Origin of the sequence: Pseudomonas sp. SMN11, from assembly GCF_052041945.1 — a bacterium.
GTDB lineage: Bacteria > Pseudomonadota > Gammaproteobacteria > Pseudomonadales > Pseudomonadaceae > Aquipseudomonas.
In genome coordinates, this window is record NZ_JBKGGW010000012.1 from 1 (window position 1) to 16901 (window position 16901).

A 16901-nucleotide genomic window follows, 5' to 3' on the forward strand; every position below is an offset into this window, starting at 1 on the left:
CGCCGGGGGTTGCAGGTCGGGCGAGGTGACCGAGCCCGGTTGCGAAACGTTACCGGCTGCGTCGGTGAGGGTCACCTGAACACTGCTGCCATCGTTCACTGCCGGGTTCAGGGTGATCTGGAAGTTGCCATCGGCCCCGACCGTACCACTGGCAATCAGGTTGCCCTGGGCATCGCGCACCTGCACGCTGGCGCCGACCTCGCCGCGGCCGCTGAGCTGCTGACCGGCCTGGCTGATCACAAGGCCGGTCGGGGCGTCTGGGGGCGTGGTGTCGGGGGGATTGCCGATACCATCGTCCGGTGCGCTGATGGTGGTGGCGCTGGACATGTTACCGGCAGGGTCGGTGACCGTGACCTGCAAGGCTTGGCCGTCGGTCTGCGGCGGCTGCAAGGTGACGCTGAACTGGCCGTCGGCACCGGCTACCGCACTCCCCAGAACAGCGCCGTTGGGGCCGAGTACCTGCACGGTCGAGCCGGGTTCGGCGCTGCCGGTGAGGGTGTTGCCTTGCGCGTTGATTGCCAGCTCTGTCGGTGCGGTTGGTGCGGTGGTGTCCGGTGCGGTTACTGCACCAGGCTGCGACGCGTTACCCGCGGGATCGGTCAGGGTGACGCCGAGGTTTTCACCGTTGGCCTGAGGGGTGTTCAAGGCGACATTGAAGCTGCCGTCGGCATTCACCGTGCCGCTGCCGATCAGGTTGCCTGCGGCGTCGAACACCTTCACCGCGGCACCCGCTTCACCGCGCCCGCTCAGGCGCAGGCCGTCAGGCGAAACCAGAAGGTCGATGGGCGTGGCGGGTGGTGTGGTGTCGCCGGGCGCACTGCCGCCACCTCCGCCACCACTGCTGTTGTTGGCCGCTGCGGCTACGCCGCCGACACCGAGCAGGCTGAGGCCGGCGATGGCGAAGGTCGAGGTGCCGGCGCCAGCGACGCCGATACCGGCCACCAGCTCGTCAAGCGAGGCCACTTCGTCAAAGGTGAAGCCAGTGAACGCCGTCGCATCATAGTTGGCGTGCCACAAAGTGCCGTCTTCGCCAACGAACACCATGTCGCTGCCAACACCTGCCTGGTCCACGGCAAAGAAATTGCCGACGGTGACCTTTTCTCCGGATTTGAGCGTGACAATCAGGTCCTGGCCGCGCCGGGTGACGGTGGCCACCTGGTCGGGAGCGACGGGCATCTGCACCACGCCTGGGCTGTTGAGGGTGATGTTGCCCCAGGCATTCTGGGTGGCTACGGCGGATTGCTTGTCGGCGACGACGATGTTGTCCATGAGTGCTCCCTGCTGGATTTCGGTACACAGGGGCGCATTCGCGACCCATGGCCGTGTAACCGGAGATTAGGGAGATATAGCAGTCCAGCAGATTGCCACCAGATGGCTTTCCGGATAGTCCTTTAGTGAATGCGGGGGTCAGCGAAGCCCCAGGCGACGAGCCAGGCGGCTCAGATTGGCACGGTCCAGGCCCAGCTCGCGGGCTGCTGCGGCCCAGTTGTCCTGATGACGTTGCAGGCAGGCATCGATCATCTGGCGTTGGTAATCATCCAGTGCTTCGCGTAGGCCGCCGACGGGTACCGTCAGGGCTGCAGGCGTGGCATGGGCAAGAGGCACTGCCGTGGCTGGCTGGGCGGCTCGCAGGTCAAGGTCGCTGGCTTCCAGTGTGAGGATGCGTGGGCGCTCCGGGTGTTGGCCCATGGCCTTGAGGGCCGAGCGACCGATCAGGTGTTCGAGTTCGCGTACGTTCCCCGGCCAGTCATATGCCAACAGAGCTGCTTGCGCTTCACTGCTCAGCCGAAGGCTGTTCAAGCCAAGGCGCGATCGGTTCTGTTCGAGGAAATAGCCGGCAAGAAGCAGCACATCGCGCCCACGTTCGCGTAACGGCGGCACCTGTAGCGGATACACGCTGAGGCGGTGGTAGAAGTCGGCGCGGTAGTTGCCTGTGCGCACCTCGGCGGCCAGGTCGCGGTTGGTGGCGGCGATCAGGCGCACATCGACGCGGTGTTCGCGGTCCGAGCCCAGGCGCTGCAGCTGGCCGCTCTGCAGCACACGCAACAGCTTGGCTTGCACGCTCAACGGCAATTCGCCCACTTCATCGAGGAACAACGTACCGCCGTTGGCCAACTCGAACTTGCCGCGGCGTTCGCCATGGGCGCCTGTGAATGCGCCACGCACATGGCCGAACAGTTCGCTTTCCACCAGGGTGTCGGGGAGGGCTGCACAGTTGAGGCTGACCAGGGGTTTGTCGGCGCGGTTGCTGGCCTGGTGCAGGGCCATGGCCACCAATTCCTTGCCCACACCAGTTTCGCCAGTGATCAACACGGTCAGCTCGCTGCCGCCCACCAGGCGTATTTCTTCGAGCAGGCGCTTGTGCGCCGGGCTCTGGCCGATCAGCTCCTTGTCCTGGCCGCTGGCCTGGCGGTAGATCTCGGCGCGGTGGTGCTCGTCCTCGGCGCGCAGGGCCAGGTGCTCGATGCGCTCGGCCACGGTCACGGTGGCGGCGGCCAGGCTGGCGAAGGCTTGCAGGGCTTCCAGCTCCAGGCTCTGGAACTGGCCGGGGGTCAGGGCGTCGAGGGTAACCAGGCCCCACGGGCGCTCGTCGACCATCAGTGGGCAACCCATGCAGTCGTGCACCTCAAGGTCGGCGTCAGGTGCATTGACCAGGCCATCGTAAGGGTCGGGCAGCTCGGAGTCGCTGGCAAAGCGTGTCGGCTCCGGGCGGCTGAGCAGGATCTGGAAGCGCGGGTGCTCACTGACCTTGAAGCGACGGCCCAGGGTATCGGGCGAAAGCCCATCGACCGCCAGCGGCACCAGCCATTCACCATCCAGGCGTAGCAGCGCGGCAGCATCGCAGGGCAACAGCCCGCGCATGGCCTGCAGCAGGCGGCGGTAGCGTTCCTGGTCGGGCAAGTCGCGGGACAAGTCGCTGACCAGGGGCAGCAGGGTGGTGAGCAACGGCTTTGTAGTCATATGGACTCCTGTTAGTCGTTTTGACTATACGCTCGGGCAGGTCGATTTGACATGATCGGCGTCAATACCCTGATTTCATTGGAGAAAAAAGTTGGCATGATTGCTGTAATAACAAGGGCAACCATTTGAAGCCTCAGGCTCAGGAGTTGTCGCAAATGCTCAATGCCGAACAACGTGCAATCATCAAAGCCACTGTCCCTCTGCTGGAAACCGGTGGTGAGGCGCTGACCACCCACTTCTACAAGATGATGCTCAGCGAGTACCCAGAGGTTCGCCCGCTGTTCAACCAGGCCCACCAGGCCAGCGGCGACCAGCCACGCGCTCTGGCCAATGGCGTGCTGATGTATGCCCGTCACATCGACCAGCTGGAGCAGTTGGGTGGCCTGGTCGGCCAGATCATCAACAAACACGTTGCCCTGCAGATTTTGCCGGAGCACTACCCGATCGTCGGCAGCTGCCTGCTGCGCGCCATCGAAGAAGTGCTGGGCAAGGAAATCGCCACCCCTGAAGTCATCGCTGCCTGGGCCGCTGCCTACGGCCAGCTGGCCGACATCCTGATCGGCGCCGAGGAAAGCCTCTACAAACAGAAAGAAGAGGCTACCGGCGGCTGGCGTGGCACTCGCGAATTCCGCCTGGCCCGTCGCGAGCAGGAAAGCAGCGAGATCACCTCGTTCTACTTCGCCCCGGTGGATGGCCAGCCGGTACTCAAGGCCGAGCCTGGCCAGTACATCGGCCTGCAGCTGTTCATCGACGGTGTCGAGCAGCGGCGCAACTATTCGCTGTCGGCCCTGTGCGACGGCCAGCAATACCGCATCAGCGTCAAGCGCGAGGAGGGCGGCAAGGTCTCCAACTACCTGCACGATGAGCTGGTGGTGGGCGACACCCTGCAGCTCTTCCCGCCTGCGGGTGACTTCACCCTGGCGGCCAGCGACAAGCCGCTGGTGCTGATCAGCGGTGGTGTGGGCATTACCCCAACCCTGGCGATGCTTGAAGCCGCACTGCAAACCCAACGTGAGGTGCATTTCATCCACTGCGCGCGTAACGGAGCCGTGCATGCGTTCCGCGACTGGGTCGACGGCCTGGCCGAGCGCCATCCGCAGCTCAAGCGTTTCTACTGCTATGCCGAGCCGGAAGGTGGTGCTGCCGCCGATGCTGTGGGCCTGCTGAGCGAGGAACTGCTGGGCGAGTGGCTGCCGCACGGGCGTGACGTGGATGCCTACTTCCTTGGGCCCAAGGGCTTCATGGCGGCGGTCAAGCGCCAGTTGAAGGGCCTGGGTGTGCCGGAGCAGCAGAGTCGCTACGAGTTCTTCGGGCCGGCGGCAGCCCTGTAGGAGCGGGCTTGCCCCACGAAAGGGCCGGTGCAGGCGAATATTTTTCTGCCTATATATAAAGAAAGGTGAAAGGTGCCTTGGGCACCTTTCATCTTTAATCCTCCTTTAATCACTGTATCCTTCACTCCCGGGTGTCGAGGGGCTTGCCCCTGCGCGGCACCCGGGCAGCCGCTTTTTTACCGGCCGACGTTGAACCGACGTTGCTGCAGCCGGTCACAGAGTCTCCGGATAGCCCTGCGCAGTGCTGTCTCGCCGCCCCCTCGCACGCTAATGGGCCATGCCTGCGTGTAGAATTGCACTCAGGCGGGCGGACCACGCTGCCACCTATCCATCGAAGGAATCGGCAATGAACGAACAAACATCGCGCCTGAATCGCGAACGGCGTTTTCTGGTGCTGCTGGGGGTGATCTGCCTCGCCCTGATCGGCGGTGCGCTGTACATGCAGGTGGTACTGGGCGAGGCACCTTGCCCACTGTGCATCCTGCAACGCTATGCCTTGCTCTTTATCGCCCTCTTCGCGTTCATTGCCGCTGCCATGCCCGGGCGCCGCAGCCTGACCCTGTTCGAGGGCCTGGTGGTGCTCAGTGCCATTGGCGGAATCGTTGCGGCTGGCAACCATGTGTATATACTCGCCAACCCCATGGTCAGTTGCGGCATCGATACCCTGCAACCGATCGTCGACGACCTGCCCCTGGCCAAGCTCTGGCCACTGGCGTTTCAGGTCGACGGCTTCTGCAGCACGCCGTACCCGCCGATCCTCGGCTTGTCACTGGCGCAGTGGGCGCTGGTGGCGTTCGTCCTGACGGCCATCCTGGTACCGTTCGGCATCTACCGCAACCGGCGCCAGTCTTAGACATAAGTCCCGAATTCGGTGTGGTCTTTTGCACCGGATGAGAAGAGTGAAAAGTCCTCCCCCGCTTGATCCAGATCAACCTCGAAGCCTTGCGAAATGCGGGTTCCAGGGCTAGCAAGCGGGGTGCGACAAACTGTCGCGAAGTTGATTTGTCGAGCTGGATTGTTACGGATTCCGTAAAGGACTGTTGCTCAATAAGTCATAGTCAAGGGTTGGCGACCTATCTACAATCGCCCCCAATTTCCGTTCGGCACTGCTTGCGAGTCGCAGGATTGAAGGAAGCCCCAGCGCTCCTTTTTGCTGACTTCGTCAAGTTTCGCCCAACGGCGATACCGGGCGGACCCCCCTCCGCGTTTTCCCGCACCAAATGGACTTGGTCTGAAGTACAGGCCTGTTGCCTACGAAACCATAAGCACCGCTAACACGCTTTGCGCCAAGGTCCTGCAGTCGGACCCGGGCAGGAGCGAGTACGGGCGCGAAATGCCGCACTTGGCAGGACGAAGTGTTGGCTACCAAAACACAAATTGCATTGAAGCAAGCTGATCTAGAGGTCGTGAGATGAGTAAAAAGCGTTACCCCAGACTGTTTGGCATATTGCCCTTTTTAGGCATGCTTTTACTCAGTGGGTGCAACTGGACCCTGCTCGACCCGAAAGGTCAGGTCGGCATTGAGCAAAAGAACCTGATCCTGATCGCTACCGGCCTGATGCTGCTGGTGGTGATTCCGGTCATCATCATGACCGTGGCGTTCGCCTGGAAGTACCGTGCTTCCAACAAGGCTGCCACCTACACCCCAGACTGGTCGCACTCGACCAAGATCGAACTCGCGGTGTGGATCATCCCGATCATCATCATCATCGCCCTGGGCTACGTCACCTACAAGTCGACCCACAAGCTGGACCCATACCGTCCGCTGGATTCCGACGTGAAGCCGATCCAGATCGACGTGGTCGCGCTGGACTGGAAGTGGCTGTTCATCTACCCAGAGCAAGGCATTGCCACCGTCAACCAGATCAACTTCCCGGCTAACGTCCCGGTGAACTTCCGCGTCACCTCCGACGCCGTGATGAACTCGTTCTTCATCCCGGGCCTGGGTGGCCAGATCTACGCGATGGCGGGCATGACCACCAAGCTGCACCTGATCGCCAACGAAAATGGCGTCTTCGACGGTATCAGCGCCAACTACAGCGGTGCTGGCTTCACCGGCATGAAATTCAAGGCTAATGCGACCTCTCAGGAAGACTTCGACAAATGGGTCGCCGAGGTCAAGCAGTCGCCGCTGAAACTGGGCAAGGCCGAGTACGAAGCACTGGCCAAACCTAGCGAATACAACCCAGTCGCGCTGTACAGCGAGGCACCTGCTGAACTGTTCCAGACCATCGTCGACAAGTACGAAGGTATGAACCGCGGCAAGCCGGTCCACGAAGAAGCAGGCAGCAAAGATCTGGCCACCACCGAGTCGAGTGTGCAACCAGCTGCCGGTGCAGAGGAGTAAGAGATGTTCGGTAAATTAACCCTGGAGGCGATACCCTTCCACGAGCCGATAGTCATGGTGACGCTTGCCATGATCGCGCTCGGGGGTATTGCTGTCGTTGGTGCTATCACCTATTTCCGCAAGTGGACCTACTTGTGGACCGAGTGGCTGACTACTGTCGACCACAAAAAGATCGGCGTGATGTACATCGTCGTCGCGATGGTCATGCTGCTGCGCGGCTTTGCCGACGCCATCATGATGCGTACCCAGCTGGCTGCCGCTACCGGTGGCTCCGAAGGCTACCTGCCGCCTGAACACTATGACCAGATCTTCACCGCTCACGGTGTGATCATGATCATCTTCATGGCGATGCCGTTCTTCACCGGCCTGATGAACCTCGCGGTTCCCCTGCAGATCGGTGCACGTGACGTTGCCTTCCCGTTCCTGAACTCCCTGAGCTTCTACCTGCTGCTGGCAGGCGTGCTGCTGGTCAACATCTCGCTGGGCGTTGGTGAATTCGCCAAGACCGGCTGGGTTGCCTATCCGCCGCTCGCGGGCATTCAGTACAGCCCTGGGGTGGGTGTCGACTACTACATCTGGGCGCTACAGCTCTCAGGCTTGGGTACGACACTGACCGGTGTGAACTTCCTCGTCACCGTGATGAAGATGCGCGCACCTGGCATGAAGCTGATGGACATGCCGATCTTCACCTGGACCTGCACCTGGGCCAACGTGCTGATCGTGGCTTCGTTCCCGATCCTGACCGCTGCACTCGCACTGCTGACTGTTGACCGTTATCTGGACTTCCACATTTTCACCAACGAGCTTGGTGGGAACCCGATGATGTACGTCAACCTGTTCTGGGCGTGGGGTCACCCTGAGGTATACATCCTGATCCTGCCGGCCTTCGGCGTGTTCTCGGAAGTGACTTCGACCTTCTCCGGCAAGCGTCTGTTCGGCCACCACTCGATGATCTACGCATCGGGCGCCATCGCCGTTCTGGGCTTCGCTGTATGGCTGCACCACTTCTTCACCATGGGTGCCGGCGCCAGCGTCAACACCTTCTTCGGCCTGGCGACGATGCTGATCTCCATTCCGACCGGTGTGAAACTGTTCAACTGGCTGTTCACCATGTACCAGGGCCGTGTGCGCTTCACCGCGCCAATGCTGTGGACCCTGGGCTTCATGATCACCTTCTCGATCGGTGGCATGACTGGCGTTCTGCTGGCTGTTCCAGGTGCTGACTTCGTACTGCACAACAGCCTGTTCGTAATCGCTCACTTCCACAACGTGATCATTGGTGGTGCGGTATTCGGCTACATCGCCGGCTTCGCCTACTGGTGGCCAAAAGCGTTCGGCTTCAAGCTGAACGAGAAGTGGGGCAAAGCTGCCTTCTGGTTCTGGATCTCCGGCTTCTACGTAGCGTTCATGCCGCTGTACGCCCTGGGCTTCATGGGCATGACCCGTCGTCTGAACCACTCCGACAACCCACTGTGGGAACCCTACCTGTACGTAGCCGTTGTCGGCGCCGTGCTGATCCTGTTCGGTATCGCCTGCCAGCTGATCCAGATCGTCGTTTCGATCCGCGATCGCGAGCAGAACCTGGACGTGACCGGCGACCCATGGGGCGGCCGTACCCTGGAATGGTCGACCTCGTCGCCACCTCCGTTCTACAACTTCGCCCACATGCCAGAGAAAGTTGGCCTGGACTGCTGGAACGAAGCCAAGGAAGCCGGTGTTGCCTACAAGGTGCCGGGCAAGTACGAAGCGATCCACATGCCGAACAACACCGCTACCGGTCTGTTCATGGGTATGTTCCTGACTGTCTTCGGCTTCGCTTTCATCTGGCACATCTGGTGGCTGGTTGGCGCGAGCCTGCTGGCAACCATCGCGGTCTTCGTTCGCCACGCTGCGCGTGACGACCAGGGCTACATGGTTCCGGCCGAAGAAGTGGCGCGCATCGAAGGCGAGCGTCTGAAGGCGCTGGCCAAAGCAGGTGCTCTGCCTGCCGGCGCACGTGTCGAATCGTTTGAACGGGTGTAATCAATGTCCAGTCAAGTAATCCACGGTGGCGCGCATGGTCATGACCATGCTCACGATGACCACCACCACGACTCGGGCCAGATGACCGTCCTCGGTTTCTGGCTGTACCTGATGACCGACTGCATCCTGTTTGCGTCGCTCTTCGCCACCTACGCGGTGCTGTCCGGCAGTTTTGCCGGCGGCCCGTCGGGTCACGACATCTTCCAGCTCGACTTCGTAGCTGTAGAAACGCTGTTCCTGCTGCTGTCCTCGATCACCTTCGGCTTCGCCATGCTGAAGATGTTCGACGGCAAGAAAGCGGGCGTACTGGGCTGGTTGGCTGTGACCTTCCTGTTCGGTGCAGGCTTCATCGCGATGGAAATCTATGAATTCCATCACCTGATCGGCGAGGGCTTCGGCCCGACCCGCAGTGGCTTCCTGTCGGGCTTCTTCGCCCTGGTAGGTACCCACGGTCTGCACGTGACCGCCGGCCTGATCTGGATGGCAATCATGATGTACCAGATCAACAAGCACGGCATCACGCCGACCGCCAAGACCCGCATGAGCTGCCTGAGCCTGTTCTGGCACTTCCTTGACGTGGTCTGGATCTGCGTATTCACCGTCGTCTACCTGCTGGGAGTTCTGTAATGGCTAACGCACACGACACTCATCACGAAGGTAACCACGGCAGCGTCAAGTCGTACATGATCGGCTTCATCCTGTCGATCATCCTGACCGCGATCCCGTTCGGCCTGGCCATGTCGCCAAGCCTGCCGAAGAACCTGACCGTTCTGATCATCGTGGCCATGGCCGTGATTCAGGTAGTGGTACACCTCGTGTACTTCCTGCACATGGACCGCTCGAAAGAGCAACGTTCCAATGTGTCGACGTTCCTGTTCACCGCGATGGTAATCGCTCTGCTGGTCGGCCTGTCGCTGTGGATCATGTTCAGCATCCACTTCGAAATGATGGCCAAGTGAGGTAAGACTGCATGTCCGTTAAGCACTTTATCCAAATCACCAAACCGGGGATCATTTTCGGTAACGTGCTTTCCGTGGCAGGCGGTTTCTTCCTTGCCTCGAAGGGCCATGTGGACTTCGCCCTGTTCCTGGCGGTGGTGATCGGTACTTCGCTGGTGGTGGCGTCCGGATGCGTGTTCAACAACTGCATCGACCGTGACATCGACCACAAGATGGAGCGCACCAAGAACCGCGTCATGGTCCAGGGCGGCATGTCGCTGACCCTCGCGCTGGTCTACGCCACCCTCCTCGGGGTGGCGGGCTTCAGCTTGCTGTATGTCCAGGCCAACCCGCTGTCGGCGTTCTGTGCGCTGATCGGCTTCATCGTCTACGTCGGTTTCTACAGCCTCTGGCTGAAGCGCAAATCGGTGCACGGCACCTTGGTCGGCAGCCTGTCCGGTGCCATGCCTCCGGTGATCGGCTACTGCGCCGTGAGCAACAGCTTCGACCTGGCTGCAGTGACCCTGCTGGTGATGTTCAGCCTGTGGCAGATGCCGCACAGCTTTGCCATCGCGATCTTCCGCTTCAAGGATTACAGCGCTGCCAACATTCCGGTCCTGCCGGTGGCTCGTGGTGTCCTCGCAGCGAAGAAGCAGATCGTGCTGTACGTGCTGGCGTTCCTGCTCGCTACCTTGATGCTTACCCTCGGCGGTTACGCCGGCCTCGGCTACCTGGCCGTGGCGGCAGCCATGGGTCTGTACTGGCTGTACATGGCCTGGGGTGGCTACAAGGCCGAGGATGACAGCAAGTGGGCCCGCAAGGTGTTCGGCTTCTCCATCCTCACTGTCACTGCCCTGAGCGTGATGATGGGTGTGGACAGCCAGACCGCTGCAGACGTGCTGATGACCTACGCGCGCTGATCGAGGCGAGTGCTTCACTAAAGAACCCGGCCATTGCGCCGGGTTTTTTTATGCCTGTGATTTTTGCGTTGGCTTCTTCGCGGGCACGCCCGCTCCCACAGGGTTATGCACATGCCGTGGGATAGTGCGGTACTTGTGGGAGCGGGCGTGCCCGCGAAGAGGCCTGGCCTGAAAACATAAAACTCTGATTTTCAAGCGATAAATCTGAAAAGTCTTAACAAAACAGGAAATTATCCTTTACAGGCATCCTGTTTCGGCACTATCTTCTGATTCAGGCCGCCGCAGCGGCCAGCGTCGCTCGGACGGTTCCGGGCGCTTACGTCTCCAGAGGAAACCATGGCCAATCCAGGTTCGCCGCGCCGCTTCGCGCGCATCGATCGTCTTCCCCCTTACGTCTTCAACATCACTGCCGAGCTCAAGATGGCTGCCCGCCGCCGTGGCGAGGACATCATCGACCTGAGCATGGGCAACCCTGATGGCGCGACCCCGCCGCACATCGTCGAGAAGCTGGTGCAGGTCGCCCAGCGTGATGACACCCATGGTTACTCCACCTCCCGCGGTATCCCGCGCCTGCGCCGGGCTATCTCCAACTGGTACAAGGAACGCTACGAGGTCGACATCGACCCGGAAAGCGAAGCCATCGTCACCATCGGCTCGAAAGAGGGCCTGGCGCACCTGATGCTCGGCACCCTCGACCACGGCGACACCGTGCTGGTGCCCAACCCGAGCTACCCGATTCACATCTACGGTGCCGTGATCGCCGGTGCCCAGGTGCGATCGGTACCACTGGTGCCAGGGGTAGACTTCTTCAACGAGCTGGAGCGGGCGATTCGCGAGTCGATCCCCAAGCCGAAGATGATGATCCTCGGCTTCCCGTCCAACCCCACCGCTCAGTGCGTGGAGCTGGACTTCTTCGAGCGCGTGGTGGCGCTGGCCAAGCAGTACGACGTGCTGGTGGTGCACGACCTGGCCTACGCCGACATCGTCTACGACGGCTGGAAGGCCCCGTCGATCATGCAGGTACCGGGCGCCAAGGACATCGCGGTGGAGTTCTTCACCCTGTCCAAGAGCTACAACATGGCCGGCTGGCGGATCGGCTTCATGGTCGGGAACCCCGAACTGGTCAGCGCCCTGGCACGGATCAAGAGCTACCACGACTACGGCACCTTCACCCCGCTGCAGGTGGCTGCAATCGCCGCGCTGGAAGGCGACCAGCAGTGCGTGCGTGACATCGCCGAGCAGTACCGCCAGCGTCGCAATCTGCTGGTCAAGGGCCTGCACGAACTGGGCTGGATGGTCGAGAACCCCAAGGCGTCGATGTACGTGTGGGCGAAGATTCCGGAGCAATATGCGCACCTGGGTTCGCTGGAGTTCGCCAAGAAACTGCTGGCCGAGGCCAAGGTCTGCGTGTCGCCGGGCATCGGTTTTGGTGACTATGGCGACGACCATGTGCGCTTTGCCTTGATCGAGAACCAGGACCGCATTCGCCAGGCGATCCGCGGTATCCGCCAGATGTTCCGGGCCGATGGCCTGACCCAGAAATAACGCTTCACCCGGGCCCGCTTCGGCGGGCTCGGGCCTGCCGGATCAACGGCAAACTATTTTTGCATTGCCCCTCTTCTCAGCCGACCTGGCTTCGATTACAAATGGCGCGCGGGCCCAGCCCCGATAACAACAACCTTCCTTCCGTGCCATCATGTCCGAATACAACCCTTGCCTTGACTGCGGCGCCTGCTGCGGGTACTTCCGTGTGTCCTTCTTCTGGGGCGAATGCCAGTCTGCCGGCGGCCTTGTGCCGGATGACCTGGTGGTACAGATCAACCCCACCCGCGTTGCCATGATCGGCACCGACGCCAAGCCTTGTCGCTGCGTGAGCCTGCAGGGCGAAATCGGTACCGAGGTGGCGTGCACCATCTACGCCAACCGTTCCAGCCCGTGCCGTGAGTTCGAGGCGTCGTGGGAAGGTGGGGTACATAACCCCAGCTGTGACGATGCGCGGGCGGCCTATGGGCTGCCGCCACTGACCCCGCCGGGGGCCAACGAGCCGCATTGGCCGGATGATGGGGCCGAGGTGGCCTGAGCCATCAGCTGTAGAAAAAATCTGAATCTGAAACCAAATGCTTCAGCAGGGCAGGGTTGGCGATTTATCCTACGGCCTCTGTCGGATGCCGTCTGATAGGCAGGGAACCGCTTCAGCGATAACTTCATGGCTCGCCCACATTGGCGAGCGAGTGTGAGAACTCGTTGTTGGTAGACGGCCATTTTTCTGGCAGCTGTGCGCGTGCAGGCTTCGGTCTGACCGTGATGTCTCCAACACGGGCTTCTCACCTCGCGCACGGCTGCCACCCTAATCTGTGAGAAGGATTGAGGCGGTTGCCCTGATAGTTTTTGGAGCCGCTTTGCGGCCCATCGCCGGCAAGCGCGGCTCCCTCAGGTACAGCGCAAGCCTCAGGCTTGTGACACTCCTGTGGGAGCTGCGCTTGCCGGCGATGGGCTGCAAAGCAGCCCCGGGATGCTCGAACCGGTCACATGACGTTAAACTGTCATCTCCCCAGCAATGGACAGGAGATCCGGCGTGACCCCACCCCGCAGTTTCCCGACTGACCTCTGCCTCGACAGCCCGCGCCTGCAGCTTCGGCCGATGCGCCATGCCGACGCTGAGCAGTGGCTGACGATCATGGCCGACCCCGAGGTCATGCGTTACTGGCACCATGCGCCCTGGCAAGACCTGGCCGAAGCCGAAAGCGCCCTGGCCGCCGACCGCGAAGCCTATACCAATGGCGACCAGCTCAAGCTCGGCATGTACCGCCGCGACAATGGCGAACTGATCGGCATGGTCCAGCTGTTCAACATCGACGATGTCTCGCGCCGCGGCGAGATCGGCTACTGCTTGGCCAGCGCGGTGCAGGGCAGGGGCTACATGGACGAAGCGCTGACCTGCTTCATCGACTACATTGCCCATACCCTGCACATGCGCCGCCTCGAAGGCGAGATCGACCCACGCAATCAGGGCTCGGCCCGCACCCTCGAACGCCAGGGCTTCGTCCTTGAAGGCACGTTGCGGGCGCGCTGGTGCGTGGCGGGTGAGCTGACTGATTCAGGCATCTACGGCCTGCTGCTGGAGCCGCCAGTCGCATGACCCTGGGCGCCCGCTTACCGGCCCTCTACCTGACCCTGAGCCTTGCCCTGTACCTCCTCAGCCTGGCCTTCGATGGCGCCCAAATGAGTGCTGGCCGGCACATGCCGGCGCTGCAGATGTTCCTGTACGGCCCTTGGGGTATTCCCTTCGGCATGTTCCAGTGGTTCGCCAATCCGCTGCTGGCGGTGGCCATCCTTTGCCATCGACGCTTTCGTCGGCTGGCGTTGCTGCTTGGGCTGGGCGCGTTATACCTGGCGGCCACCAGCTTCGGCATCGAACGCCTGCCAGACAACATCAGCTATGAATTCACCAACCGTACCGGTTTCGGCGTGGGCTTCTACCTGTGGCTAGCAGCGATCTCGGTGTTCTGCGTGGGCCAGGCCTGGCAATGCTGGACCGCACGCAGCAGTGACAATGTGCCGGGCTGGAACTGGCTGGATGTCGCCCTGATTGCGGCACTGGCCGTGACCGCCTACGCGGCGACCCAGATGCCAGCGCTGCAATTCGAGCCGGGCAAGGTGCTGATGCCGCCGGAGCCGGTACAAACGTTATGAAGGGGTTTGTGATGAACAAGCGATACCTGATGCTACTTGCCTTCTTCGCGCCGGTGGCGCTGGCTGACGACAACTCGCCGGCCTACAGCCAGTGCATGGACAAAGCCTCCAGCACGCTGGCCATGAGCAGTTGCATCCAGACAGAGACCCAACTTCAGGACCAGCGCCTGAACCGGGTCTACAAACAGCTGACGAGCAAGCTCGAATCGGGGCCGCAGAAGAGCCTGCGTGATGTGCAGCGGCAGTGGATCGCCTACCGTGATGCCAACTGCAAGTTCCATGTGCAGGCCAGTGGCGGGACCATGGCGCAGCTGGAAGGCGGCATGTGTGTGCTGAACATGACCCGCGAACGGTCGGCGGAGCTGGAGCGGGTGCTCAGCCCCGGGATGTGAAGGGATTGATGGGGACTGTAGGAGCGGCCTTGTGTCGCGAAAGGGCCGCAAAGCGGCCCCCAGCGATGTGTGCATCTGCGCTGAAACCCTAAGGCTGCTTCGCAACCCTTTCGCGACACAAGGCCGCTCCTACAAGGGCGCGTTTCGATCAGCGTCGGGCTCGGGCCTTGAGGTACTCGCGCACTTCCACGCCATCCCCGGCAAACTCGATCCGCTCGGCCTTGGCATCACGCTGGTAGGCGTACATCGGGTCGTAGTATTCCTTGAGTAATCCTTCGATCCAGCCCCGGTGCAGGCCCACCGCGCCACTGCGCAGTTGCTCGTCCAGCGCCTCACCGAGGATCGCTGACAAGCGCTGGAAGCGCTCTCCACCAAGACGCTTGCGGATATTGGCCATGCTCTGCAGCAGGCGTTCGGCATACAGCCGGCGACCTTGCTCTTCGCCATGCACGGCGACGAATTCTGCGCACAGGTTGATCACGTAATCGCGCAGGATGCGCTCGACGCGATTCTCGAAACTGTCCTCCAGCCACACCATCGGGTACTGCTGCATGCCTTGGTACAGCTCCAGCGGCACCGAGCAACTGCCGACGATCCGGCCTTCATCTTCCAGCACGAATTGTTCTATGCCGCGGGCACGCTTCTTCAGCACGTCGACGGCCAGCTTGTTCTCGAAGTCGATCTGCGCCGGCTGGCCGGTGGCGCGCTTGCCGAAACTGGAGCCGCGATGGTTGGCGTGGCCTTCGAGGTCGAGGACGTTGTTCAGCTGGTGCAGCACTTCGGTCTTGCCGGTGCCGGTGAGGCCGCCGACCAGCACGAAATCGCATTGCTCGACGGCCTGCTGAGTGGTTTCCAACAGGAAGGTACGCATGGCCTTGTAGCCGCCCTTGATGCGCGGGTAGTTGATGCCGGCCTCGTCGCGCAGCCACTGCTGCACGATCAGCGAGCGCAGGCCGCCACGGGCGCAGTACAGGTAACCATCAGGGTGGGCCTTGGCGAAGCTGGCCCAGGCATGCAGACGCTCGCGCTTGGTCGCGCCACTGACCAGCTGGTGACCGAGGGTGATGGCGGCGGCCTGGCCCTGCTGCTTGTAGCAGGTGCCGACCTTTTGCCGCTCCTGGTCGGTCATCAGCGGCAGGTTGACGGTGCCGGGGAAGGCGCCTTTGACGAATTCGATCGGTGCGCGCATGTCCATCATCGGCGCGTCGTCGAGGAACAGCTGGCGGAAGTCGGTGCAGTCGGGGCGCATCAGTTCACCTCGACCGCATGGCTCTGTCGCTCGACCAGCAGGCCGATTGGCGACAGATTCAGCCCCAGTTCGCCTGCCACTGCCAGGAACTCGGCTTCGCCTTCAGGGGTAACGGCAACCAGCAGGCCGCCACTGGTCTGCGGGTCGCACAGCAGGTGCTTCTGCTCGTCGCTCAAGGCGCCGAGCTTGTGCCCGTAGCTGTCGTAATTGCGCAGTGTGCCCCCAGGAATGCAGCCTTCGGCCAGGTAATGGTCGACGCTCGGCAGGCGTGGCACGGCGGCGTAGTCCAGCTCCGCCGTCAGGCCGCTGCCTTCTGCCAGCTCCACCAGGTGGCCGAGCAGGCCGAAGCCGGTAACGTCGGTCATTGCCTTGACCCCATCGAGCTTGCCAAAGCGGCTGCCCGGGGTATTCAGGGTGCACATCCAGTCGCGTGCCAGGCCCTGGTCCTGCTCGCGCAGCTTGGCCTTCTTCTCGGCGGTGGTGAGGATACCGATGCCCAATGGCTTGGTCAGGTACAGGCGGCAGCCTGCAGTGGCGGTGTCATTGCGCTTGAGATGGCGCTTGCTGACCACGCCGGTGACCGCCAGGCCGAAGATCGGCTCGGGTGCGTCGATGGAGTGGCCGCCGGCCAGCGGGATGCCGGCTTCGGCGCACACGGCGCGGCCGCCGCGGATCACTTCGCGGGCGACTTCCGGTGGCAGCACGTTGACCGGCCAGCCGAGGATGGCGATTGCCATCAGCGGGTCGCCGCCCATGGCGTAGATGTCGCTGATGGCATTGGTGGCGGCGATGCGCCCGAAGTCGTACGGGTCATCGACGATCGGCATGAAAAAGTCGGTGGTCGATACCACCCCGCGCTCGTCATCCAGGGCATACACGGCGGCGTCGTCACGCGAGGCATTGCCGACCCACAACTTCGGGTCCAGGGCCTGGGCGCCGCTTTCGGCGAGGATCACATCCAGCACCTTCGGGGAGATCTTGCAGCCACAGCCGGCACCGTGGCTGTACTGGGTGAGGCGAATCGGCTCGCTCATGTGTACCTCGCAAA

16 protein-coding genes are annotated in these 16901 nt (G+C 62.0%); 12 read left to right on the top strand and 4 right to left on the bottom strand.

Features of this window, described 5'->3' with window-relative positions:
* The coding region (locus ACLEJU_RS12795) for an Ig-like domain-containing protein (RefSeq protein ID WP_440776682.1) at positions 1-1269 on the bottom strand (1269 nt) is incomplete at its 3' end.
* Positions 1270-1407: 138 nt separating this feature from the next.
* Positions 1408-2961 (bottom strand): nitric oxide reductase transcriptional regulator NorR, encoded by a 1554-nt coding sequence (gene norR / locus ACLEJU_RS12800; RefSeq protein WP_435424860.1) that lies wholly within the window; start codon positions 2959-2961, stop codon positions 1408-1410.
* Positions 2962-3116: 155 nt separating this feature from the next.
* Between norR and hmpA the strand changes: the two genes are divergently transcribed.
* The 12 genes from hmpA (at position 3117) to ACLEJU_RS12860 (ending at position 14604) form a co-directional block, all read left to right on the top strand.
* Positions 3117-4292, top strand: a complete 1176-nt coding sequence (gene hmpA / locus ACLEJU_RS12805; RefSeq protein WP_435424861.1) for an NO-inducible flavohemoprotein — start codon at positions 3117-3119, stop codon at positions 4290-4292.
* A 346-nt stretch (positions 4293-4638) separates the two neighbouring features.
* Entirely contained in the window at positions 4639-5145 is a 507-nt protein-coding gene (locus ACLEJU_RS12810) for a disulfide bond formation protein B (RefSeq protein WP_159412057.1), read from the top strand.
* Positions 5146-5703: 558 nt separating this feature from the next.
* A complete protein-coding gene (cyoA, locus tag ACLEJU_RS12815; protein ID WP_103445643.1) occupies positions 5704-6639 on the top strand; it encodes a ubiquinol oxidase subunit II in 936 nt (311 codons plus the stop codon).
* Positions 6640-6642: 3 nt separating this feature from the next.
* A complete protein-coding gene (gene cyoB, locus ACLEJU_RS12820; protein WP_027920309.1) occupies positions 6643-8661 on the top strand; it encodes a cytochrome o ubiquinol oxidase subunit I in 2019 nt (672 codons plus the stop codon).
* Between the two features lie 3 nt (positions 8662-8664).
* Positions 8665-9288 carry a cytochrome o ubiquinol oxidase subunit III gene (gene cyoC, locus ACLEJU_RS12825; protein WP_027920308.1) on the top strand — a complete coding sequence of 208 codons (624 nt, stop codon included), beginning with the start codon at positions 8665-8667 and terminating at the stop codon, positions 9286-9288.
* The gene (gene cyoD / locus ACLEJU_RS12830; protein ID WP_103445642.1) at positions 9288-9620 is read left to right on the top strand and encodes a cytochrome o ubiquinol oxidase subunit IV; all 333 of its coding nucleotides are present in this window, start codon (positions 9288-9290) and stop codon (positions 9618-9620) included. Before cyoC ends, cyoD begins: the two co-directional genes overlap by 1 nt.
* Before the next feature lie 11 nt (positions 9621-9631).
* Positions 9632-10519, top strand: a complete 888-nt coding sequence (gene cyoE, locus ACLEJU_RS12835) for a heme o synthase (RefSeq protein WP_110638487.1) — start codon at positions 9632-9634, stop codon at positions 10517-10519.
* Between the two features lie 336 nt (positions 10520-10855).
* A complete protein-coding gene (gene alaC / locus ACLEJU_RS12840) occupies positions 10856-12064 on the top strand; it encodes an alanine transaminase (RefSeq protein WP_054887540.1) in 1209 nt (402 codons plus the stop codon).
* A 151-nt stretch (positions 12065-12215) separates the two neighbouring features.
* Entirely contained in the window at positions 12216-12599 is a 384-nt protein-coding gene (locus ACLEJU_RS12845) for a YkgJ family cysteine cluster protein (RefSeq protein WP_079229671.1), read from the top strand.
* A gap of 495 nt (positions 12600-13094) precedes the next feature.
* The gene (locus ACLEJU_RS12850; RefSeq protein ID WP_103445639.1) at positions 13095-13658 is read left to right on the top strand and encodes a GNAT family N-acetyltransferase; all 564 of its coding nucleotides are present in this window, start codon (positions 13095-13097) and stop codon (positions 13656-13658) included.
* Positions 13655-14212, top strand: coding sequence for a hypothetical protein (locus ACLEJU_RS12855; RefSeq protein ID WP_435424295.1), 558 nt, complete (start codon positions 13655-13657; stop codon positions 14210-14212). Before ACLEJU_RS12850 ends, ACLEJU_RS12855 begins: the two co-directional genes overlap by 4 nt.
* Before the next feature lie 11 nt (positions 14213-14223).
* A complete protein-coding gene (locus ACLEJU_RS12860) occupies positions 14224-14604 on the top strand; it encodes a lysozyme inhibitor LprI family protein (RefSeq protein ID WP_435424296.1) in 381 nt (126 codons plus the stop codon).
* A 148-nt stretch (positions 14605-14752) separates the two neighbouring features.
* Here the strand turns inward: ACLEJU_RS12860 and mnmH are convergent, their stop codons facing one another.
* Complete coding sequence (mnmH, locus tag ACLEJU_RS12865) at positions 14753-15853, bottom strand: tRNA 2-selenouridine(34) synthase MnmH (protein ID WP_435424297.1); 1101 nt, start codon at positions 15851-15853, stop codon at positions 14753-14755.
* Positions 15853-16887, bottom strand: coding sequence for a selenide, water dikinase SelD (gene selD, locus ACLEJU_RS12870; RefSeq protein WP_435424298.1), 1035 nt, complete (start codon positions 16885-16887; stop codon positions 15853-15855). Before selD ends, mnmH begins: the two co-directional genes overlap by 1 nt.
* Positions 16888-16901: the final 14 nt, after the last annotated feature.